This is a genomic window from Legionella busanensis (assembly GCF_900461525.1).
Classification (GTDB): domain Bacteria; phylum Pseudomonadota; class Gammaproteobacteria; order Legionellales; family Legionellaceae; genus Legionella_C; species Legionella_C busanensis.
The window spans coordinates 551,340-573,550 of sequence record NZ_UGOD01000001.1 but is presented as its reverse complement, the minus strand read 5'-3'; the positions used below and the strand labels follow the sequence as shown (position 1 = coordinate 573,550).

The window sequence follows — 22,211 nt, the reverse complement described above, 5'->3', positions numbered from 1 at the left end:
ACCTTGATGCAGCAACGCGTAATCAAGGTTTTCCTTTTATTTTATTAAGCTCTTAAGTTTGTTTTTCTAGTTGGCCAAAATAATTGTTTAATTCAGATAAGGTAGGATAATCAAAAGCAATGGTTGCAGGAATTTGATATTTTTCTCCAAAACATTCTTCAAGTTGCTGCTGCAACATTTTCGCATGTAACGACGTCCCGCCTAAATCCATGAAATGTTGATTATCTTCAATATCACTTATACCTAAAACATCACACAATACTTTTCTTAATTGATCTTTACCATTGAAATGCTGCTCTTGTACTTTCTTTTCATCCGCCTTTATTTTTATTTCTTTAGAAACTGGCACGCAAACTAAACGATTGTTTAAATAAGCCTCTTTAGTACTATTACGTTTAATTTTTCCACTTGTCGTTCGATAAGCATGGCCTGGGCGTATCAATTTAATATCGGCAATATCTACTTCAAATTTTTTGCCCACGGCATGCCTGATTTGAAATACAAGTTCAGTATTGTCTTTTCCAATTGCAGCACGTGAAACTTCGGCGCAAATTATAATACATTCCTTATTATCTCTATCGATACTAAAAGCAGCTACACAATTATTTTTAATATCAGGATGACTTTCTTCAACCGCTAACTCGATATCTTGAGGATAAATTTTACGACCATTAATAACGATTAAATCCTTAAGTCGCCCTGTAATAAATAATTGATCACCATCTATAAAGCCTAAATCCCCAGTACGGAGAAAAAAACCTTGCTCGTCTGGCAAGGTAGCTCTGAAAGTTGATTGAGTAGTTTCTTCATTGTCCCAATAGCCTTGTGCAACACTTTGACTTTGCTCCCAAATTTCCCCTATTTCATAAGGCTTACATTTTGTTTGTGTTTCAGGGTTAACAATAACAATACGGTGCTCTGGATGAGGAACACCAGCACCCATTAGTATTTGTCGATCTTTATCATTTACTGGCTCTTTTATAAATGATTTACCTAGTTCACTATGAGAAACTTCTTTGTATGAGAAATGCTTGCCAATTGAATTGGTGGCAACATGAAGTGTCCCTTCTGCAAGACCATAGCCAACACAATAAGCATTTTCTTTAAAGCCATATTTCGCAAATTTCTTACAAAATGCAGCTGCTGTAGCATATCGGTTAGGCTCAGCAGCTGCAGTAGCATATTTAATCGATGATAAATCTAGTGTCGTTAGAAGTTCTTCAGGTATTTTGTCAATACAAAGCTGATAGGCAAAGTTGGGTCCAGCAGTATAATAAGCCTGATAATCACTAAGTGCTTTTAACCAAACATAAGGCCTTTGAATAACTGATACGGGAGGCAGTATCACCAATTTATTAGCATTATAGAGTGAAGACAAGGCTCCAACAATTAAACCCAAATCATGTTGAAAAGGTAGCCAAACTACAGAGGTCTTTTCTTCACTAAATTGCAAACTGTTCTTTAAAGTAAAAAGATTATGCATTAGATTTTTATGGCTAACCATAACGCCTTTCGGATATCCTGTTGACCCCGAAGTATATTGTAGAAAAGCTAAATCATCTTCACGCCAATTAGTTTGGATAGTAAAGTCATTATTGCTCATTTCCTCGTTTAAAATGGTATCTGAGGCTTTAAATTTATACTCTTTAAATTCTGCAAAATTTTTTATGTCATTAATTGTCTTATGAGTACCTAAAATAAGAGCAGGCGCACAAGAACTTATAATTCGCTTTAACCTATAAGCATGCTTTGCATTTTGAAAAGGATAAGTAGGCACCCCTACCATTCTGGCATAAAAGCAAGCTAATAGTGCTGAAATAAAGGTAGTCCCCTGCGGATAGAGCAATATAATTCGCGATTGGGGTTTAAAATGATTCTTAAAGTAGGTAGCTAAATGCTTAGCATCTTCAATAATTTTTGTATACGCAATTACTTCTTCGAACTCACCATCTTTCAAATAATAAACATTACCATAAAGATTTTTTTGTAAATTTGCTTCGATAATATCCACCAAATTCTGCATATTACTTTATCCTCTTCTTTTAAATTACACCAAGATCTTTTCCAATAGTTGCTAATACACTTAACGTATAATCAATTTGTTCATAGGTATGTCCGTTATTAACAATAAAACGAAACCGCACTTCAGAAGGGCTTACAGCGGGGTAAGTTATTGGCGTTACAAAGATACCTTGTTCAAACAATAACTTTGAAAACTGATAAAGTAGATCGATATTGCGTATATACATACTGATAATAGGGCTTGTGCCTTTTCCTGTATCAAAGCCTTTGCTAATTAATCCTTGGCGGAAATAGGCTGTTTTTTCCCATATTTCTTGTTGCAGCTGTGGCTCTCGCTCAATGATATTTAAAGCAGTAAGTGCTGTTGCGACATCTGCCGGGGTCATTGCGGCCTGAAACATATAAGCGGTAGCTTCTACCTGGAAAAAAGTCTTAAATTGGTAATTACAAGCAACAACGCCGCCTACTGAGGCCACACTTTTTGATAAGGTGGTAACAATAAAATCAACATCCGCACTTAGACCTAATTGATTACATAATCCACCTACATCATATAAACCAAAACCATGCGCTTCATCCACATATAAGTAAAATGGGTATTTCTTTTTTAATTTAATAATTTTTTTTAAGGGCGCTTCTTCTCCTGACATAGAATAAACTGATTCAACAACTACAAAGATATTTTCATATTCACTCGCATTTTTTATTAAAAATCGCTCTAGCTCATTGATATCATTATGTTTAAAAAGTAAATAATTACATCCAGTTACTTTTACACCATCAAAAATACTGGCATGGCATTCTTGATCAAGCAAGAAAAGAGCTTTTCCACTTTTTCCTAATGCAGATAAGGCACCAAAATTAGCCGTAAAACCTGTAGAAAATAAGATAGCTGCTTCTTTTTTCATTACTTCAGCTAAACGCTTCTCAAGCTGCTTATGTAGACTACTATGTCCCCCACTCATGGCTGATGTGCCAGAACCCGTACCATACTCTTGTAAGGCTTTTATGGCACTTTGGATAACTTCTGGGTGGCGATTTAATCCAAAATAGTGGTTAATTGACCAAATTATGCATTCTTTTTCGATAGCTGGACTTGCATCACTGCGAATTAAACCTGAAGCGTTGCTACCCATGTCAGTAAAATTCTCATATCCCCACTCTTTTGCTTGCAAAAGCTTGTGTTTCGCATATTCATAAGCTTTCGCAATTTCCTTTACCGATGTAATTTTATTCATTTGACATTTTGTTCTGACAGTACCTAGTTGGAGACGATCGTTATTTTCGAAGATATCCGAGATGGTTTTTAAGGGCATAACTAAACCTCTAGATTAAAGAAAATTCATGAAGCAAAAATGCATTTAACTTTAATACTAGACCAACAGCTTAAAAAATGAACAAATCAGTTGAATTTTTTTATTTTCTATCTTTTATAGAAATTGTACAAAAATTAATCTAAAATACCTTTTATTAACTACTGCTATCTTGCTGTTATATTTATTCTGTCTATTGCAAAGAGGTTCAAATGGGTATCCAAGTTTTAGCATCAGGTGGTTTTCTCCCTAAAAAAATCATAAATAACAAGGACTTTGAACAAACCTTGGATACCAGTGAAGAGTGGATAGAGCGCATGACGGGAATAAAAAATCGTCATTTTTTAGATGAAAACGATGATTATTTACAATGTTGCTATAATGCCGCCTCTAGCGCAATCAAACGAGCAAACATTAACCCGCAAGAAATTGATTTAATCATTATAGGAACTTCTACGCCTTATCAACTAATGCCTAGCACAGCGGTCATGCTTCAGCAAACACTAGGCATCCATCACTGTATCGCATTTGATATGCAAGCAGCATGTAGCGGTTTCGTTTATGCGCTGGCAAATGCCTATTATTTAATGCAATCCAATCGAAATGTTCGTTATGCATTAGTGATAGGCAGTGATGCGTTCACTCAAGTAACGGATCCCCAAGATCGAGCAACAAGAATTTTATTTGGCGATGGTTTTGGCGCTTTTTTATTAGGTAATCTTAATGACGAGAAAAAAGGTATTTTTTACTGTGATATTGGAGCTGATGGTTTAGGAAAAAATGCCCTCGAAATTCCTTGGGGAGTTGCAAAAGGAAATGCTTTAGTATCAAAATCATCACCTTATGTGGTAATGAATGGAAAAGAAGTCTTTAAGAATGCTGTGAAGCGCTTTACGGAATGTATATCAAACGCATTGAAAAGTACGCAATTAACTATTATGGATATTCATCATATCATTCCTCATCAAGCAAACATTCGTATCATTAATTCAGTTGCAGCAAACTTAGAAATTCCATTAAATAGAATTCATGTAACGCTTGATAAACATGGTAATACCTCAGCTGCCTCTATTCCCTTAGCTTTTGAGGACTTATTTAATTTGGGCTCTGTAAAAGAAGGTGACATCGTTTTACTAGTAGCATTTGGTGCTGGCTATACCTGGGGAACAATTATCTTTGAGTTTTAACTGTTAATTACGATAATTTTGGAGTAAGGGTGAAAAATTTAGAATTACTTGTTGTAGAAGATAATCAAAGAAATGGCATGCGCGTTTGCTTGAAACCCCGCGTGCCTGAGGTCCTTACTCCTACCTTGATTAATCAGATTTGTGACTTACAGAAAATGCTCATTGACCGCTATTTATCTTCACCATGGGATGGGTATTATTATGTCATTTGGTATTATCATAAAAACCATGGAAAAAGTGGCAGAGGACTCGATTTTAATTTTATTTGGAATGCGCTTAGGCAGCATAAGGATAATGATTTTGAAAGCTATATTTGCAATGTTTTCGATTTACTTTTCTTAAATAATGTAGGATTAGGCTTACCAGTCATAAATTGCTCTATAACCGACCGAGCAATCACTGGAATATCACAAGAATTTTTTATTCTAAATCAAATCAATTTTATGCAAGCTGATTCGACTAACTCTATAGCACAAGTTTACCTAAATGATATTGCTAAAAACCTTGTTTTTCCTAAATATGTTTATGAAAAGAATTTATTTTATATTTTCAATCATTATGATTTCAATTCAATGCGTAAGCTAATATCCCAGTTTAAGTCTGAAATTCCTGATAAAAACAAGTTAGAACAAATTCGCTTAACGTTTAATAAAATGAAAGATAATACGATTAAAGAAATTTATAATATTGCTGTTAATAAAACCAAATTACTTGCCCGCTTAGCATCTATTCAAAATAAATATGCGGGGTTATCCCCTATTTCTTCGCGGCAAAAAATTTATAGTTAGCAGTCTGAGTCTTTGATAAAAATATAATTAATCTGATTACAAAATCTGCCCTATTTTTACTAGCGTGTTTCTCAATCGCTCTTATCTAACAAATAGCATTGTATGCCTAACTTATCTATGTTATTTCTAACTTCTTGCTTCCAAACATCGGACTTACACTTTTTTAAAAGGAATTACAATGTTAGTTAAAAAAAGTATACGGAATGTTTCTGCCATTACGCCGCTATTACTAAGTTTTTCAACCAGTACTTATGCTGTTACTTCAATATTTTGGAGTCCTACTCCGACTAGCAATAATTGGTTTACTTCTTCCAATTGGCTTCCCCCGGGCCCTCCCTCAATTGATAATACTGTTATTATCCCAAACTCTGCCATTTATCCTGTTTTAGCGGGAGGCACAGCCCATGTTAACTCTGTCACTGTTGATAATATTAATAATCTAGTGCCTTTACCTTCAATCCTAACTGTGTCTAATTTGGGTTCAATATTAACGATTGATCAACTATTTTATATAGGTAACAGCGGACAAGGAGCATTTAATATTTCAAATGGGGGGCTTGTACAGGGTTACAGGGCTTTTATTGCTGAAGAAGTTGGTAGCACAGGTTATGTTAGTGTATCAGATTTGGGCTCTCAATGGAATAATACCTCTTATATTCGCGTGGGTAATAAAGGTAATGGAACTCTTTCGATTCAAAATGGTGGTGGAGTAAGTGTTTCTGATGCCATAATTGGTAATAATGTAGGTAGCGTTGGCGTTGTTAATTTAACTGGAAATGGCTCCACTTTATTTAGCCAAACATACATTGCTGTAGGCAGCTTTGGTAATGGAACACTTAACATTGGTGATCATAGTTCGGTAAATAGTGTGGATGGTGTCATTGCTGCTAACCCTGGCGGTATTGGCGTCACTAATGTAACCGGATTTAGCGGTTGGGGAATGACAGGTAATTTGCTAGTAGGTAATTTAGGCCAAGGTACTCTAAATATTGATTCGACAAGTACTGTCTTAGCTGCGGCAACCTATGTTGGAGTCAATGCAGGTAGCTCAGGTACTTTAAATGTAAATGGTACCTTTGTAAGCCCAATTCTCACAGTAGGTTCTAATGGCTATTTAGGCGGTACGGGTACAATAACTGGAAATCCACTCGTGCAGGGCATTATTTCACCCGGTAATTCTTCTATCGGGACGCTCCTAATAAGTGGAGATTATACCCAAGCAGGCATCTCAGCAGCTTCTCCATCATTTTATCTTGTTGACATGAGTCCAACAGGGCGATCGGATTTAATTTCTGTAACTGGAACAGCAACATTAGGTGCTAACTCAGGTGTGCAAATTAGAAACCCTACGATAGGTAATTATACCATTCTACAAGCTAATCAGTTAAATGGGACTTACTCATTTATAATACCTCCCTCAAGTGCCTTTTTAACTTATAATTTAAGCTATACGCCACAGCAAGTTATTTTAAATATCGCTCGCAATGGTATTTTGTTTGGCTCTTTTGCCAGGACACGCAATCAAGCTAGTGTTGCCCAAGCACTAGAAAGTTTAGCACCTGCCCACAGTTTAGCGCCAGCTCATAGCTTACATACTGCTTTTGCGCAGCTAAATCACCCTATTGAGATACAAAATGCTTTAGATGATTTAAATGGGGAACTTTATGCCTCGACTTTAGCAGCCCGTGTTGAAGAAAGCCGCTACATACGTGATGCGATTTTAAATCGTCTAGACAATAGTGAGACACTAGCACAATTCAGAACGGCAAGAGGAGTTACCTTTTGGGCGCAGGGTTTTGGTGCTTGGGGTCAACTGGAAGGCGATGGCAATGCTGCCAAATTTGAACGTGCAACCCAAGGGTTTTTCATTGGTGCAGACCAAGCAGTGGGTATCAATAGCCGATTAGGCCTTGTGGGCGGTTATAGTGAATCTCAACACGAAGTTAATAATGTTAACTCACATAGTCACGAAAGCAGTAATGGCCACTTAGGTCTTTATGGCACAAGTTTCTTTAACCAATTTGTTTTAAGTGGCGGCGCAGCTTACAGTTGGAGTGAAATCAAAAATAGTGCTCATCGACTTGTTGATTTCTCGACCCTAGTGAATAGACTGACTAACCACTACAATGGCCATACAGCCCAGGCCTTTGGGGAATTAGGGTATAACTGGCAAGTAAATCGCTTTTTAGTTAAGCCTTTAATTAATCTAGCTTATGTTGATACCCATACAGATAGTTTTACGGAGGAAGGTGGGGAAGCCAGTTTAAGAGCGCGTAGTGCCAGTCAGGATGTCTTTTTCTCAACTTTAGGTGTACGCGAAAGAGGCCTTCTTTCTACTACTGAGGCTTACGCCTTTAATCAACACCTCTTTTTAGGCTGGCGTCATGCATATAATCATCTAACACCTTATGCGACCTTTAATTTTCTACCTAGCAGCTCACCTTTTGTAATTGCAGGCACACCTATTGCTGAAGATGCGCTATTAATTGATGCAGGATTGGAAGCCATGCGCTTAACTAATAATGTGAGTTTAACGCTCTCTTATTTTGGTCAATACTCTTCTCAAGTAAAAGATAACGGTGTTGCGGCACGCCTCTTATGGAGTTTTTGTTAAAAATTAGCTTTTTAAGCAGAAGGATAAATAAACAGTCCTTCTGCTCCTTCATACTTGAATTCTAATTCTCTACTTCCATCAATTTCATAGTTATTGAATTAAAAAAGCCCTTATTGTATAAATTTTATTATAATAAACATGGCGAATAGGAGTAGTTATTATTATACTTTAATAGAGTTTGAATTTTGACGTAGTTACCTATCTAGCTGACTATAGGGTCTACTGCATTACTAAGGTAGGGGTGTGAATGGTTACCGTATCTGGGTATGCATTACAAGAAAGAATGCGAACTAAGCATAATATAGATACTTACTATGCTTTAAGATGGAAAGATAGTTGTAAGGTTCTATTAAAAACACCCAATAATGGTGGTTCACCCTCGGAAAATTTAGCAATCTTACAACATGAGTACGAACTACTACAAAAAATTAAATCATCAACTGTCATCAAACCCTTTGATTTTGTTCCAAATCTTTTAGAACCTATTTTAGTTTTAGAAGGTGTAGAAGGACAAATTTTAAGCCTATATCTTAAGAAACATCAGTTAACCATAGGTGATTTTTTAAATCTAGGATTACAGTTAGTAGATATCATTGAAGAATTACATCAGCTAAATATCATTCATAAAGAGATAAGATCGCCAAATATTATCATAGATCCCAATAAATTAACCTTAAAATTAATTGATCTTAGTGCTTCTACCAAACTTCCTGAAACCTTTGATTATTTAAACTTAGGTAAATTTGATGAAGGTTTGGCTTATATTTCACCAGAACAAACAGGAAGAATTAATCGACCTGTAGATTATCGGACCGACTTTTATTCGTTGGGTGTTACGCTTTTTGAAATGTTAACTAACCAATTACCTTTTCCCACAGATGATCCTTTAGAATTAGTTCATTGCCACATTGCAAAAAAACCTACTGACGTCCTTGAGCTTAGACATGATGCGCCAGAGATACTAGGCTCTATTATTGCTAAATTATTACAAAAAATGCCTGAAGAGCGTTATGCAAATATTATTGGCTTAAAATATGACTTAGAAGAATGTCGAAAGCAGTGGGTCGCTAAAGGAAGTATTGATAAATTTAACCTAGCTTTAAAAGATAAAAAAGATCACTTGGTTATTTCACGTAATCTCTATGGTCGTAAAGAACAAGTTTGCCAACTATTAGAAGCATTTGATCGCATAAGTCAAGGTAGAAAAGAATTAGTATTTATTGCAGGTTACTCTGGCATAGGCAAAACCTCTTTAGTTAAAGAGGTCCATAAACCTATTATGCAACATCGAGGTTATTATACGCAGGGTAAATTTGACCAGCTACAACAAAGTGTGCCTTATAGTGCTATTGTAGGTGCTTTCCAGAACTTAATAAAACAAGTTTTATTGGAAAATGAAACTAGAATTCAGGAGCTAAAAGAGTATCTTATTCAAGCATTAGGCGGTGTCGGACAAGTCGTTATAGATGTTATTCCTGAAGTCGAGCTTATTATAGGCAGGCAGCCACCAGTTCCTAAACTTAATCCAAGCGATGCGCAAGCTCGTTTTAACCTGGTATTTCAAAATTTTGTACGTGTGTTTGCGCAAGCTAATCATCCTTTAGTGATATTTTTAGATGATTTACAATGGGCTGATAATTCATCACTTAATTTTATCGAAAATTTATTACAAGATCGCGACACTAATTATTTGCTCATTATTGGCGCTTATAGAGATAATGAAGTCTATGCAAACCATCCCTTGCAACTGACTATACATGATTTAAAAAAGACCAAACTTCCTTTTACAACTATTACATTAAGGCCTTTAAAATTAAATAATATTGAACAACTGTTAATAGATACCCTTTTTGCGCCTACAGAAAAAATTCGACCACTGGCAAAATCCATCCATGATAAAACGCACGGTAATCCTTTTTTTATTAATGTATTTATTAAAATTATTTATCAAAAAAAGATTCTTGCTTTTTCTTATGATAGAGGGACTTGGGAGTGGGATTTAGATAAAATTCAGCAGCAAAGCGCAACCGATAATGTCATTGACTTACTTACTACAAAAATTCATCTCCTTTCTAAGCCCACGCAGGAAAATTTAAAATTAGCTTCCTGCCTTGGCCATCAATTTAATTTTAAGACTCTGCTTATCGTAACTAGTCAAACGATACAAGAAACAGCAGAACGAATATGTGATGCTATTAGAGAAAATCTTATTTATCCGCTCGAAGAACCTTACAAAACAGTAGGCTTAATAGGTTTACAAGGAATCATAACCACCGATAGCAATATTAGTTCTTTACGTTATCGTTTTGCCCATGACCGAGTTCAACAGGCAAGTTATGAACTTATTGATCAAAAAGACAGGGCTACTATTCATCTTAAAATAGGACGCTTACTGTTAAACAAACAAGCGCTTGATCAGCAAAGTGAAAATTTATTCGAAATTATGAACCATTTCAATCAAAGTTTAAATTTAATTACTGATCAGCAAGAGAAACTATTACTAGCAAAATATAATCTTTGGGCTGGACAAAAAGCTAAGTTTGCGGCAGCTTACTATAGAGCAGATGAATATTTATCAGCCGGTATCTCATTAATAAATGAAAACAGCTGGCAAGACAATTATGATCTTACTTTCCAGCTTTATAAAGAATTCGCTGTCTGTAAATATTTAATCAGTGATTTCACAGCAGCTGATGAAATTTTCTCTGTCATATTAAATCATATTAGTAATCCCCTTAATATTTTAGAAATTAATCGCTTGAAAATCGAAATGTTTTCAACATTAGGAAAACATACTGAGTCTTTAGATGTAGGAATTAATATTTTAAGAAAATTTGGCATAAAAATACCTATAAATCCCAATAAATTACAGGTTTTAAGCGCAATTCTTAAAATTAAAATGCAATTAAGAAGAACAAGGATTGAAGACATAGAATTACAACCTATGACCGATCTAATGCAAAAAGCAATTGCTGATTTAATAACCCAATTATTTAATAGTTCTTTTATAGTCAATCAACAATTATTTGTCATTCTCATTTGTAAGAGCATTGGCTTAAGTTTACGCTATGGATATACTGAAAGTAGCTCTATGGCAATGCCTGTCTATGCCTTTGTTATTATGCATTCGCTTAATTTATATGGTGAGGCCCTTTCCTTTGTCAAACTTTATAATAATTTAAAATTAAAATATGGATCATCAGATTTTGAAGGTAAAAACCAATTTGTACTAGGTTCTTTTATAGAACCTTATCAAATACCCTTAAGTGTTTGTAATAACACGGTTAGCAAAGCATTTAAGCTATGTTGTGAAGTAGGTGATTTAGTTTATGGAAATTATTGTAATTTACTTTTAGTGTTACATGCTTTATCAGCTGGAAAGGACTTAATTGAGCTTAAAAAAAACTTGCATTCCTTTTTATACTTCATAGCTAGAGTCAATATTTCTGACTTTGTTACTTTAGGCCAATTCTTGGAATACGCTATAAAATGTTTAGAGAACCTTGAAAACGTAAATCATAAACGCCTTGTTCATTTTGAAGAGGTCATTATTCAGGGAAAAAGTATTACCGAATTAAGTTTTTTTTACAGCGTTTTAACTCGGTTACATTTTTTATTAGGCAATTATGAGGCAGCAATTAAGGCCGGCTTAAACCATGAACGGTATTCAGATTATGACAAAGGATTAATAAGTCATATAGATGGTAAATTTTTTCTAGCATTAGCTTTATTTTATAATTATCCACGTGTATCTAAAGTTGTGCAAAAAACTTATTTAAAGCAATTAAAAGTACTTGGTGCATTTATAAGAAAATATGGGCGCTGGTGTCCTAATAATTTCAAATCCTATGCTTTACTTTTTGATGCTGAAATGGCCCGCTTACAAAATCAAAATGCTCTAAGATTTTATGAGCAAGCTATTGAAATTGGTCTTACTAAGGGGAGTATTGTAGTAACAGCGATAGCTAGCGAAGGCGCAGGCTGTTATTGCTTAGCTAATAAAATGGATAGACTTGCAAAATTATATTTAGAAAACGCCCATCGCTATCTTAAAGACTGGGGTCTGCTAGCCAAGGTAAAATTATTAGAAAAAACTTATACTAATTTAAAATTATTAAATCAAGACAATAGCTTACAAAAATCAACGTTACCACAAATTAATGCCCCAAATTTAGACATGCTTGCTATCTTGAAGTTTACTCAACTTATTTCTAGCGAAATCCGTTTAGATAAGTTATTACAAAAATTTATGAAAATAGTTTTAGAAAATGCCGGTGCACAACGAAGTATTATTCTGGTAAACATTCATAATACATGGGTAGTTGAAGCAGAAGGCGACCTTGAGCAACAAACTATTTATTTAAATGGCTTATCCTTAGAAGAAGGTAAACCTAAATATCCTGTATCTATCTTAAATTATGTGCAAAGAACACAAAAACCCCTTATCTTACAGGATGCTACTGAATCTGAAATTAGTTTTCATGATCCCTATATACAACAAGAGCAACCTCGCTCGCTGTTGATGATGCCTCTTTTTTACAAAGGACAGTTATGTCGCTTACTTTACTTAGAAAACAAAAGTAACACTCATACTTTCACACCTAGCCATTTAGATAGCTTACATTTATTATCAGCGCAAGCGATGACATCACTTGAAAATGCAAAACTTTATTATCAAGCAACCCATGATCCTCTAACGGGCTTAGCTAATCGCAATATGCTTTATGAAATATTCCAGCAATCTTCAAAGAAAATAACGCGCTCCCAAGAAAAATTAGCCTTATTATTTTTAGATTTAGACTATTTTAAAGTCATCAATGATACCTTAGGCCATGATAATGGTGATAAATTACTCATGCACATTGCCCAAACATTTCTGACCACGTTACGGGAAGGTGATATGGCAGCTCGCATAGGCGGTGACGAGTTCGCTATTATGCTTGCCAATATTACTTCTGAAGAGCAAATTACAACTACTGTTGAACGTATTTTTAAAGAGCTAGTTAAACCTATACAAATAGGAGAACATTTAGTTCAAATTACTTTTAGTATGGGTATAAGTGTATTTCCTGATCATGGAGATGATATAGAGAAACTACTTAAACTTGCGGATACAGCCCTTTATCAAGCAAAAGGAAAAGGACGTAATCAATACCATTACTATTCGACTCAGTTATTCGAAGAATATCAACGCAGTCATGGCCTTGATAAGGATTTACAACGTGCTTATGATAATCAAGAGTTTTTCTTAATGTATCAGCCTTTTTACGATATCAAATCTGAAGAGATTATTGGGCTTGAAACCTTATTGCGTTGGAATCATCCTACAAAGGGTATTTTGGAGGCCGGTAGTTTTATTGAGACTTTAGAAAAAAGCCCTCTTATTATTCCAGTTAGTGAATGGATCATCAAAACAGCCTGTAAGCAAGCGAAAGTATGGCAAGCAGCCAATATACTCCCAGGTCCTATCGCTATTAATATTTCTACAATACAATTCTTACGACAATCCATTAGTGAGCTTGTCAGTAAAGTTTTGATTGAAACACAATTAGACCACTCTTTTCTGGAATTAGAAATTACTGAATCAGTTTTTATCGAATACAGCAATAGGGTATTTAAAGAAATTAAAGCTTTACAAGCATTAGGTATTAATCTGGTTATGGATGATTTTGGTACAGGATATTCAGGTTTATCCTATTTAAAAAATTTACCTATTCAAAAAATTAAAATAGATAAAACATTTATAAGAAATTGTGATACTGATCCATTAGATCAAACAATAATTAGTGGAATTACTATGATGGCTCATAACCTTAAACTGAAAGTTATAGCAGAAGGAGTAGAAAATGAAACTCAACTTAAAGCCTTACAATTAGATGGAGTTGATGGAATTCAAGGGTACTACTATTCACGACCGCTTACTATCGAAGGCTGTGAAACTTATTTAACCAAAAAAGCTGCCCAAGTTAAAAATTATAAGCGTTCAAAAAATAAGAAAAAGTAGTAGATGTTAGCTAGAAACATTAATTCCTTATATTTGGTCTCCTATTTAAACTCAGAGATTCTTAAGTTGCTAATACATTTTGATTCAATCTATTTACATCGTTTTGCTCGATAAAATATCTTAAACATGTCCTTAATAATTCCTGCGATAAGATAACACCTTTGCTAATTTCTACGTTTTTAATATCACAATAAGTTGGTTTATAAACTGATTTATCTAATATTATGATTCTTAAATCTAATGAAAGTAAGCAATGTACTAAATAATTACTTATAATTTTACATCCAACGATTTAGATAATTTAGATTTGTTATCCTTTTTAAATTTTCGCATTCATCTTGCTAATAAGATAATATACTTGTTTATTCAATCCATTGAAAAGGAAAAACTTAAAGATAATTTCTTAATAAAAAATAGACTTGATAGAATATGATGCAGGGAAAATAATCCATTTAGTTACTTATAGGGCTGCAAATGCCAGTGATATCTTAAAGATATTTTCAGGAGGATTTAATTGATGTTCGGGAAGAAGTTTTTAAGTATTGTTTTTGACTATGTATGTAAAGCATTTAATTTAGTCTCACTTAAGGTATTATTTTTATTATTTGTATTTATTAAAGATAGTAGTGCCTTTGAACCTTTAATTTACATGCGGCCAAATGAAACACCGATGTTTACTGAACTATATCAGCGTTATGGGTTACTTAATCCACCAGGTCTTCATGTTTTTGAGAGCGGCGTTTATATTGGGCAACCGGGGGAAAAGGGCCCACTGGTAATTCCTTCTAGTGTTGCTTTTTTTAAAGATATAGCGCAAACACTTAGAGATTATCATACGCGCCTTGGTAACCTAGAATTATTTCTTGATCCCAATGAAAATAAATCTGTCTTTTCTCCCTCGAATGGCTCATTGCAAATTATTTTTGGGCTAGTCTATGCTATTGCTATGACCGAGCCGCAAAAACATTTCTTATTTGTTGAAAAAATTCCCTTTTATTCATTTCATGAACATGCAATATCATATCGACCTTATCCAAATGTCCGGTTTCAAGGCTTTAATGATCCTAGTGAAATTAAACTAAATCCAGATGAAACATTAGTAGAATTTGTCACTTCACCCAATAATCCTGATGGCAAATTTCGCGAGCCCTATACGCAAGCGAATATTATTATAGCTGATTTTGTCTTTGCTTCACCTTCGTACGGCAATGATGGTACAGGGTATATTAAAGACAATATTGCCTGGGTTTCTCGAGCAAGACGTGAAGGTAAGCATGTATTTACGTTTAATTCTGTCTCCAAGGCACTTGGTAAACCAGGCTATCGGCTTGGTTATATCTGGTTTCCTATGCATGATACTTATGCAGCCAGTATTTTTCATAATTTCTTTTCTTATCTTTGGAAATTAACAGTAGGGACTAGCTCACCAGGTACGGCTGACGCTTTAAATCTTATGTCCGCCCTTCTATCTCTCCCTGATGCAGGACAATCACTACGTAATGATGCTTTTAAAACTATTGTAAAACGCCATGATATCGTCAAATCTGAGCTTCTCAAGCGTTATCCTGGTACAGAAGTGGTAAGTATTCCTGGCAGTCCTACACTTTTTGCAAAGCTTCATAACTCCAATAATACACCGATGACCGGGGAAGACATTATATTTAACGATCTGAATGTTGCAGTTGATAATGGCAACACCATGGGGGCTAGTGATAGTTTTATACGAATTAACTTATGTGGTTACAGTGGTGATCTTGCTGAATTTTTAAATCGGCTTGCTAATGCTAAAAAATATCAGGCAAATGATCTTTTGGTGTCTAGAGCAAATCATTGCTCACATACAACTATCCACAGCAATGAAACTGTCAGTTATGTTGTCAAACCTAATGATTGCAATATTGATATTGATGCTAAAGATAGAAATATTCAAATAATCTTACCGCCATTTATTAATTATCAACGCAGTAATTTAATTTCAATTAGAAAAATAGACAGCACCGATCATTTAGTTACAGTGCAGACAAATAAGTCGCTGATAACATTAAAGAAAAAAGATGAACAATTAAGAATGCAGTGGAATCAACCTTTTTTCTTAAACGGTCAGTGGCAAACTATAACACCCTAAATTAACTCTATCACAAAATTTCGTTAAGGAGCTGCAATAGCTCCTTAAAATTGTTTAATATCCTGTTCTTTATTAGGGTTATTTTACAAATTAAACAGTATCCCATAACCCGTTCCTACCAAAAGAAAATTTCTCTAATCTGATTTATACTTTATTTTGAAGGATGAAATATAAGGGATTATTGATAATGAAAGGTATAATTTTCAGTAATTTTCTGGAAATGGTTGAGGAAGTATTTTCACCTGAAATGGTGGAAACTATTATTGAACAATCTAATTTATCGACGCAAGGTGCATATACGGATATTGGGACTTATGATCATCAAGAGCTTCTTAGATTAATTAAAAATCTGAGCCTAGCTACAAAAATCCCTATTTCTCAATTACAAATTGAATATGGCAATTATCTTTTTAATAAGTTTTTAAGTCGCTATAAAGATCTTATTCAAACAGCTAATTCAACCTTTAAATTTCTCCAGCAAGTTGATAATCATATCCATGTTGAGGTACGTAAACTTTATCCTGAAGCAGAACTACCTCGATTTGAATGTAGCATGTTAAATGATCATGTAATGACTATGAAATATAGCTCTAACCACCCTTTCGCTGACCTTGCTGAAGGCTTAATTTTAGGATGTAGTCATTATTTTAAAGAAAATATTCAGTTAACACGTCAGGAACTTAAACCAGAAGTGGACAAAAAATATGTCATTCTTTTTACACTCGCCAAAAAGGATTAATTGTGCAAAGAGTTGATATTTTACTTAAACAGCTAGAGCGAGAAAAAAGAGCTCGAAGGGAAGCTGAAAATATTGGTGAAAATCAATGCCGCGTTCTTTATCAAATTAATCAGGAGTTAGAAAATCTATCTAATAATCTGGTCGATAAAGAGAAAAATACCAGAGCTATTTTGGAAGCAACACCTGATGGTATTTTAGTCATGGATGAGCAATTTCAGGTCGTTCGTTGTAATAAAGCAGCCTGTAGATTATTTGATTACCCCGCTAAACACTTAGAAGGAAAAAGTATTAATAAATTAATTGAATTTATATCACCTAATCAATCAACTCTTAAAATTACCTCCTTACTTTTAGCTATTCCTACTGATAGTTTGACTGAATTTATTGCTATAAAAAAAGATAAATCTCGCATTCCTATTGAACTAGCTATCTCTACTGTCGATTTAACCGATAAAATATCTATTATCTGCGTTTTACGTAACATTTTTGATAGAAAGATGGCAGAGCAACGGGTAACCATGCATCATGAATTAGTACGGCTGATGGCAGAACACACTTCTCTAGATGAAATTGCGCCCAAAATATTAAAAACCATCTGTGAGTTTATGGGATTGGATGAAGGTGCATTATGGAAAGTAGATGAGGTAAATAAGGTATTAAGATGTGTAGATACCTGGATTAAGAGTAAAGAAATCAGTAATTTCGCTGAAACAATCAGTAAAAACATGACTTTTTCCTATGGCGTCGGCTTACCTGGTACAGTTTGGCAAAATAAATCTATAAAATGGATTTCAGATATAAAAGCAGAATTAAACTTCCCACGCTCCACTGCAGCTCAAGAAGTAGGCCTTCGTAGCGGATTTGCTTTGCCTATTCTTTTTGAAGGAAAAGTATTAGGCGTGCTTGAATTTTTTAAAAAAGAAACACAATCACCTGATAAGAAAACAATAGAACTTCTGAATGATATCAGTAATCAGTTGGGTATTTTTATTGAAAAAGAACAGGCACAAAAGAAAGTTTCAACCCTGTCAAGATTATCTGGTATGTCTGAGGTTGCCTCGTCAATATTACACAATGTTGGCAATACATTAAATAGTATTAATACCTCAGTTCAAATGATCCAAGAAAATTTAAATTTATCCAAAATGCCTAAACTGGCAATGATTGCAGATTTATGCGTTGAGCATGCAAAAAACAAAGGCACATTAAACGATGCGAAGGGTCAATATATCCCTGAATTTCTAACTCTGCTAGCTCAGGAGTGGAAAGAAGAAAATTTACATTTAACACAAGAAATAATTACTCTAAGAAAAAATGTACATCACATTAAACGTATCATCGAAATGCAACAATCTTTTAATTACCTAATTAAGACAACTGAATTAATTTCACCAGCAGAATTAATCGAACACGCCTTAATCATACATGAATTAGAATCTAAACATTCAGATATTAAAATCATACGCAATTTTAAACCAGTTCCGAAGATAAAGTTAGATAGGGTAAAATTATTACAGATTATTTTAAATCTTATAAAAAATGGGATTGATGCAATGACGGAAAGTAATAAGAAAAAAAAGGTATTACAACTTAATCTTTATGATAAAGATAACTCTATTATCATTGAAGTAATCGACAATGGCATAGGCATTCAATCGTCAAATCTAACAAAAATATTTTCCAATGGCTTTACCACTAAAAAGCTTGGGCATGGATTAGGTTTACATACAAGCGCTCTTTTTGCCAAAGAGCTAGGCGGCAATCTACAAGCTAAAAGTTCTGGGTTAAACAAAGGCGCTATACTAATTTTAACTTTACCTAAGTATTCCTCAGAAATCGATAGTTAACCAAATCCGCTTTTCTACTCAAAGGATGTAGGTAAGTGAGGAGAAAATTTACTATGCTAAAAGCTAAACAATGAAATTAAGGATGCTAAACAATAGTACTATGAAATTAACCATTAGCTCTCTATTTCCACGTATGATGGGGCTTATGTTAATTAGTTTAAGTCTATTGCCTTTACCTTATTTTCTAGGTAATTATCAAATCACCTGCAATGATATAAAGCCCAACTTAGCGAGAGAATGTGTATTAAATTTTTCATTTTTTGGAATTTCTAAAAAACAAACTAATCTAAACACACTTATAGACGCATCAATAACAGGCACATCACCCTATTCTATTATGCTTAAAACAACAGATGGTTTAATCAATATGACCAACGGCTCAAGTGTAGGATATGCTAAAAAGCAGAAAATTGTAGATACAATTAATCAATTTATTACTAGAGGTATGCAAAACTCAGTTAAGCTTGCTAATCCTAATCCTTTGGCTTAGCTTAATCTCCCTTTTATTTGCTGTAGTTGGCCTTTATATCATGATATTTTCTAGTCGTTATGAACTTATTTTTGATAAAAAAAATAATACATTGCAATATATTACAAAAAATATTACTGGTAATAAGCATTTAAATTTTGTGTTATCAGATGTATCTAAAATTAGTGTTGAAATTAATATTAGCAATAGAAGAGACGACAACCGCACCTTTAGATTATTTATCCTCATGAAAGATGGTCAAAAATATCCAGTTACATCTTACCTGACCTCTGGTGCATATCTAAAAAGAAGAATTGCCAAAAAAATCAATACATTTTTAAACCTAAACAGTTAAACAACTACATCTATTAGATTAAAAACATTCCTATGTATTGACATAATAAGTAGCAAATGAAAAATATCTAATCAATATACATGATGACCAAAATGAGCTTTAAAGATGTACTCAAAACACACGAATGCAACTGCAAAATTTGCCACTTTCTTTCAGCTAAAAAATGTAAATCAAATCAATCAACAGGCACTGTCTAGAGACATGACTGAACTTCAAAATATGAAGGGCCTGCTAAATAGCCAGCGAATTAAACTTCTATTTGGTCATTACGGAATAGAGCTTATTTTTCAAGAAGATAATATTCGAATATCAAATTTACATTCCAATGGTATAATGCGAACTTGTGCAATCGTCAATTTTTCGTTGCCAATTCCAGTTTGGTTAAAAAACACCCACAATAAAATCTATCATGGCAGCTCTATCGGTCAAACAATTAAAGATCAGGGATTTGAGTTAACAAAAGGGGATGTCTATTTCGGTGTTGTTAATTTACCTAAGGCTGTAAAAGATAAGATGGAAACTGATGAGGATTTAGCTGCTGTTCATATATATCAATTACTGGTTAAAAACCCGGAAACATCGCAATCATTAGTTTATTGTACTATTAGTGAAGTTCACAGCCCTTTATATTTTACTTTAGAAGACTTACGTCAGCTAAATCCAGAAAGCCAAAAAAATAGTAATTTAACAGAACTTGGACAAAAATCTTTAAAAGAGTTAAGTACTTTAGATCAATATTTTACCCTTTCAAAAGCTAATCAACCTTAACAAGTAGCCTGGGTGCAACGAAGTGAAACCCGGGTTTCGGCCTAAAGGCCTGCACCCAGGCTACTTATAAATAATTCATAAAATAATAAATCCAAATGATTACTTTTAAGTCAATTTGATGTAAAATAATATATTTATAGACTTAGGCAGCTTAGATGAAAGAGCGTGAAGAACCCAAAAAACAGGTTAATGATTTTCCTTATAAAACATCCTTATTTTTAACCACCTCGCTAGCAATTTATGGGCTTATGCGTAAGGGTAAAATCAATTACCAGATGGCGCTTGAGCTTTATGCCAAAGGTGGTGGCGGATTTAATGTATATCAGAAACTAAATGGGCAGTCAAAACGTGTTTTTGCTATCGACTATCATCCATTTTGGGATAAAAATGCGAAAGAGAGCGTCTATAAATTACATTATCATCGCGGCGACAGTAAAAACCAAATGAAAAAACATCGTCCTTATGAAGGTGGTTGGTAATAAAAGTTAAGTAGCCTTAAGGCAGTGACTAAGGCTACAATTCACGTAAACATTCATACTTTTAATTATTACAAATTTATTCTTAAAACCTCGGTAGGATGAGAAAATAGCTCGCCTTCACAAACAATTTTGGCGCCTTGATTTTCATAAAATCGATTTAAACTAGGCTTTAACGTATCTAGCACAATCAAATCTGTGCCTAATTGTGTCGTTACCTGCTTGGCTTTATCAATAATTTGCTTACCAAACCCAAGACCACGATAATTTTTATCTACATAAACATACATCAATTCTTGCGCAGGAGAAACGCCAATAGTCTCATCAAAATTGCGATCTATTAATGCAAACATAGCGACAGGTTGGCCTGCAAATATGCCAATATAAACCTGTGAACTTAAATCACGCATAAGTTGTTCTCTATACTTCACCCCTTTATTACGAATATATCCCCATTCTTCTTCAGCCCATTTTGCTGCCAGCGGCACATGTTCCATGCAATTATTTAAGGTTGTAAAAGTAAGTTTATGTTTTTTTAAGGCAGAACTAAAAAGTAACATCATTAATCCTCACGCACTAAATATAGAGCGGATTGTAACTTGTTTGGACTGATGTGACTATGTTTGATTTAAGCTCTTATTTTCTAAAAATTAATGCCTATGTTATGTTAAAGTTATAACATATCGGTCAAATTATTATGGCAAGAATATTGCAAAAGAGTACGCCTTGGAAAGCTAAGTTCAGTAGCAATGTACGGCAAGTTATTGCAAGAATACTGCATTTCCCCCTTAAGCTTTTGATACCTAAGCTTCGCAATTATCCTGACCATTCAACGTTAATTTCAAATGCTACTTATAGTCCCTGGCGCACAGATGAGCAATTTCTTAAAGTCATGCAACAAATAAAGTCTAATACCTTATTAGATAGCATGCGATTATATGAAATTTGGCAACTCGCTAATCAAGTAAATCATCTTTCAGGTTACGCTATCGAAATTGGTTCTTGGCAGGGCGGGTCAGGTTGTTTAATTGCTTATCGTCTAGCTCAAGAAAATAGAGAAACAAAGGTGTTTTTATGTGATACCTTTCGTGGTATCGTGAAAGCCAGTAAGCATGATCTTTTTTATCAAGGAGGCGAATTAGCAAGTGATGAGCAGGTCGTTAAAGATCTAGTAACTAGCATGCAATTAAAGAATGTAATTATTCTTCCAGGAATTTTCCCCGAAGAAACAGGTGATCAAGTTAAGGATTATAGGTTTAAATTCGCACACATTGATGTGGATGTTTACCAAAGTGCACGCGATGCCTTTGAATGGCTTCTCCCTAGATTGACCCATAGTGCTATTGTCGTATTTGATGATTATGGTTTTTTCTCAACCAATGGCATACGTGCTTATATTGATGAATTACAAGGTAGGCAAGATTTAATCATTATTAGAAATCTTAATGGGCAGGCTGTGGTTATTAAATGTTAATGGAGTAAAAATAGGTTGGACTGCTGCGCG

Annotated in this window: 15 protein-coding genes; 12 read left to right on the top strand and 3 right to left on the bottom strand. The window is 34.2% G+C overall.

Annotated features, from left to right (window positions below; translation table 11 throughout):
• Positions 1-52: 52 nt before the first annotated feature.
• Together DYH30_RS02600 and DYH30_RS02595 are read right to left on the bottom strand one after the other, a co-directional pair.
• Entirely contained in the window at positions 53-2,023 is a 1,971-nt protein-coding gene (locus DYH30_RS02600; RefSeq protein WP_115330160.1) for an AMP-binding protein, read from the bottom strand.
• A 19-nt stretch (positions 2,024-2,042) separates the two neighbouring features.
• The gene (locus tag DYH30_RS02595) at positions 2,043-3,338 is read right to left on the bottom strand and encodes an aminotransferase class I/II-fold pyridoxal phosphate-dependent enzyme (RefSeq protein ID WP_115330159.1); all 1,296 of its coding nucleotides are present in this window, start codon (positions 3,336-3,338) and stop codon (positions 2,043-2,045) included.
• A 209-nt stretch (positions 3,339-3,547) separates the two neighbouring features.
• Here DYH30_RS02595 and DYH30_RS02590 point away from each other — a divergent pair, with 209 nt between their 5' ends.
• The 11 genes from DYH30_RS02590 (at position 3,548) to DYH30_RS02540 (ending at position 20,710) form a co-directional block, all read left to right on the top strand.
• Complete coding sequence (locus DYH30_RS02590; RefSeq protein WP_115330158.1) at positions 3,548-4,522, top strand: beta-ketoacyl-ACP synthase III; 975 nt, start codon at positions 3,548-3,550, stop codon at positions 4,520-4,522.
• 29 nt (positions 4,523-4,551) lie between these two features.
• Positions 4,552-5,310: a hypothetical protein gene (locus DYH30_RS02585; RefSeq protein ID WP_115330157.1), complete on the top strand. Its 759-nt coding sequence runs from the start codon at positions 4,552-4,554 to the stop codon at positions 5,308-5,310.
• A gap of 178 nt (positions 5,311-5,488) precedes the next feature.
• The gene (locus tag DYH30_RS02580; RefSeq protein ID WP_115330156.1) at positions 5,489-7,924 is read left to right on the top strand and encodes an autotransporter outer membrane beta-barrel domain-containing protein; all 2,436 of its coding nucleotides are present in this window, start codon (positions 5,489-5,491) and stop codon (positions 7,922-7,924) included.
• A gap of 247 nt (positions 7,925-8,171) precedes the next feature.
• A complete protein-coding gene (locus tag DYH30_RS02575) occupies positions 8,172-13,928 on the top strand; it encodes an EAL domain-containing protein (RefSeq protein WP_115330155.1) in 5,757 nt (1,918 codons plus the stop codon).
• Positions 13,929-14,445: 517 nt separating this feature from the next.
• Entirely contained in the window at positions 14,446-16,053 is a 1,608-nt protein-coding gene (locus DYH30_RS02570; RefSeq protein WP_115330154.1) for an aminotransferase class I/II-fold pyridoxal phosphate-dependent enzyme, read from the top strand.
• Positions 16,054-16,240: 187 nt separating this feature from the next.
• Positions 16,241-16,792 carry a heme NO-binding domain-containing protein gene (locus DYH30_RS02565; RefSeq protein WP_160116142.1) on the top strand — a complete coding sequence of 184 codons (552 nt, stop codon included), beginning with the start codon at positions 16,241-16,243 and terminating at the stop codon, positions 16,790-16,792.
• Positions 16,793-16,794: 2 nt separating this feature from the next.
• The gene (locus tag DYH30_RS02560; protein WP_115330152.1) at positions 16,795-18,639 is read left to right on the top strand and encodes a PAS domain-containing sensor histidine kinase; all 1,845 of its coding nucleotides are present in this window, start codon (positions 16,795-16,797) and stop codon (positions 18,637-18,639) included.
• Positions 18,640-18,721: 82 nt separating this feature from the next.
• Positions 18,722-19,129 carry a hypothetical protein gene (locus DYH30_RS02555; protein ID WP_131740673.1) on the top strand — a complete coding sequence of 136 codons (408 nt, stop codon included), beginning with the start codon at positions 18,722-18,724 and terminating at the stop codon, positions 19,127-19,129.
• A 40-nt stretch (positions 19,130-19,169) separates the two neighbouring features.
• On the top strand, positions 19,170-19,463 hold the full coding sequence (locus DYH30_RS02550; protein WP_115330150.1) for a hypothetical protein: 294 nt from the start codon (positions 19,170-19,172) through the stop codon (positions 19,461-19,463).
• 105 nt (positions 19,464-19,568) lie between these two features.
• Positions 19,569-20,231: a hypothetical protein gene (locus tag DYH30_RS02545; protein WP_115330149.1), complete on the top strand. Its 663-nt coding sequence runs from the start codon at positions 19,569-19,571 to the stop codon at positions 20,229-20,231.
• Between the two features lie 155 nt (positions 20,232-20,386).
• The gene (locus DYH30_RS02540; RefSeq protein WP_115330148.1) at positions 20,387-20,710 is read left to right on the top strand and encodes a hypothetical protein; all 324 of its coding nucleotides are present in this window, start codon (positions 20,387-20,389) and stop codon (positions 20,708-20,710) included.
• A gap of 68 nt (positions 20,711-20,778) precedes the next feature.
• On the opposite strand, the gene DYH30_RS02535 is transcribed toward DYH30_RS02540, so the two are convergent.
• Positions 20,779-21,267, bottom strand: coding sequence for a GNAT family N-acetyltransferase (locus tag DYH30_RS02535; RefSeq protein ID WP_115330147.1), 489 nt, complete (start codon positions 21,265-21,267; stop codon positions 20,779-20,781).
• 137 nt (positions 21,268-21,404) lie between these two features.
• On the opposite strand from DYH30_RS02535, the gene DYH30_RS02530 reads away from it, so the two are divergent.
• Positions 21,405-22,181 carry a TylF/MycF/NovP-related O-methyltransferase gene (locus DYH30_RS02530; RefSeq protein WP_115330146.1) on the top strand — a complete coding sequence of 259 codons (777 nt, stop codon included), beginning with the start codon at positions 21,405-21,407 and terminating at the stop codon, positions 22,179-22,181.
• The last annotated feature ends 30 nt before the right edge of the window (positions 22,182-22,211 follow it).

Bases quoted from the DNA above. Each gene is read 5' to 3' on its own strand.
- DYH30_RS02555 (WP_131740673.1), top strand. From the start codon at position 18,722: ATGCTAAACAATAGTACTATGAAATTAACCATTAGCTCTCTATTTCCA.
- DYH30_RS02540 (WP_115330148.1), top strand. From the start codon at position 20,387: ATGAAAGAGCGTGAAGAACCCAAAAAACAGGTTAATGATTTTCCTTAT.
- DYH30_RS02595 (WP_115330159.1), bottom strand. From the start codon at position 3,338: ATGCCCTTAAAAACCATCTCGGATATCTTCGAAAATAACGATCGTCTC.
- DYH30_RS02545 (WP_115330149.1), top strand. From the start codon at position 19,569: ATGTACTCAAAACACACGAATGCAACTGCAAAATTTGCCACTTTCTTT.
- DYH30_RS02570 (WP_115330154.1), top strand. From the start codon at position 14,446: ATGTTCGGGAAGAAGTTTTTAAGTATTGTTTTTGACTATGTATGTAAA.
- DYH30_RS02530 (WP_115330146.1), top strand. From the start codon at position 21,405: ATGGCAAGAATATTGCAAAAGAGTACGCCTTGGAAAGCTAAGTTCAGT.
- DYH30_RS02565 (WP_160116142.1), top strand. From the start codon at position 16,241: ATGAAAGGTATAATTTTCAGTAATTTTCTGGAAATGGTTGAGGAAGTA.
- DYH30_RS02580 (WP_115330156.1), top strand. From the start codon at position 5,489: ATGTTAGTTAAAAAAAGTATACGGAATGTTTCTGCCATTACGCCGCTA.
- DYH30_RS02550 (WP_115330150.1), top strand. From the start codon at position 19,170: ATGATATTTTCTAGTCGTTATGAACTTATTTTTGATAAAAAAAATAAT.
- DYH30_RS02575 (WP_115330155.1), top strand. From the start codon at position 8,172: ATGGTTACCGTATCTGGGTATGCATTACAAGAAAGAATGCGAACTAAG.
- DYH30_RS02535 (WP_115330147.1), bottom strand. From the start codon at position 21,267: ATGTTACTTTTTAGTTCTGCCTTAAAAAAACATAAACTTACTTTTACA.
- DYH30_RS02600 (WP_115330160.1), bottom strand. From the start codon at position 2,023: ATGCAGAATTTGGTGGATATTATCGAAGCAAATTTACAAAAAAATCTT.
- DYH30_RS02590 (WP_115330158.1), top strand. From the start codon at position 3,548: ATGGGTATCCAAGTTTTAGCATCAGGTGGTTTTCTCCCTAAAAAAATC.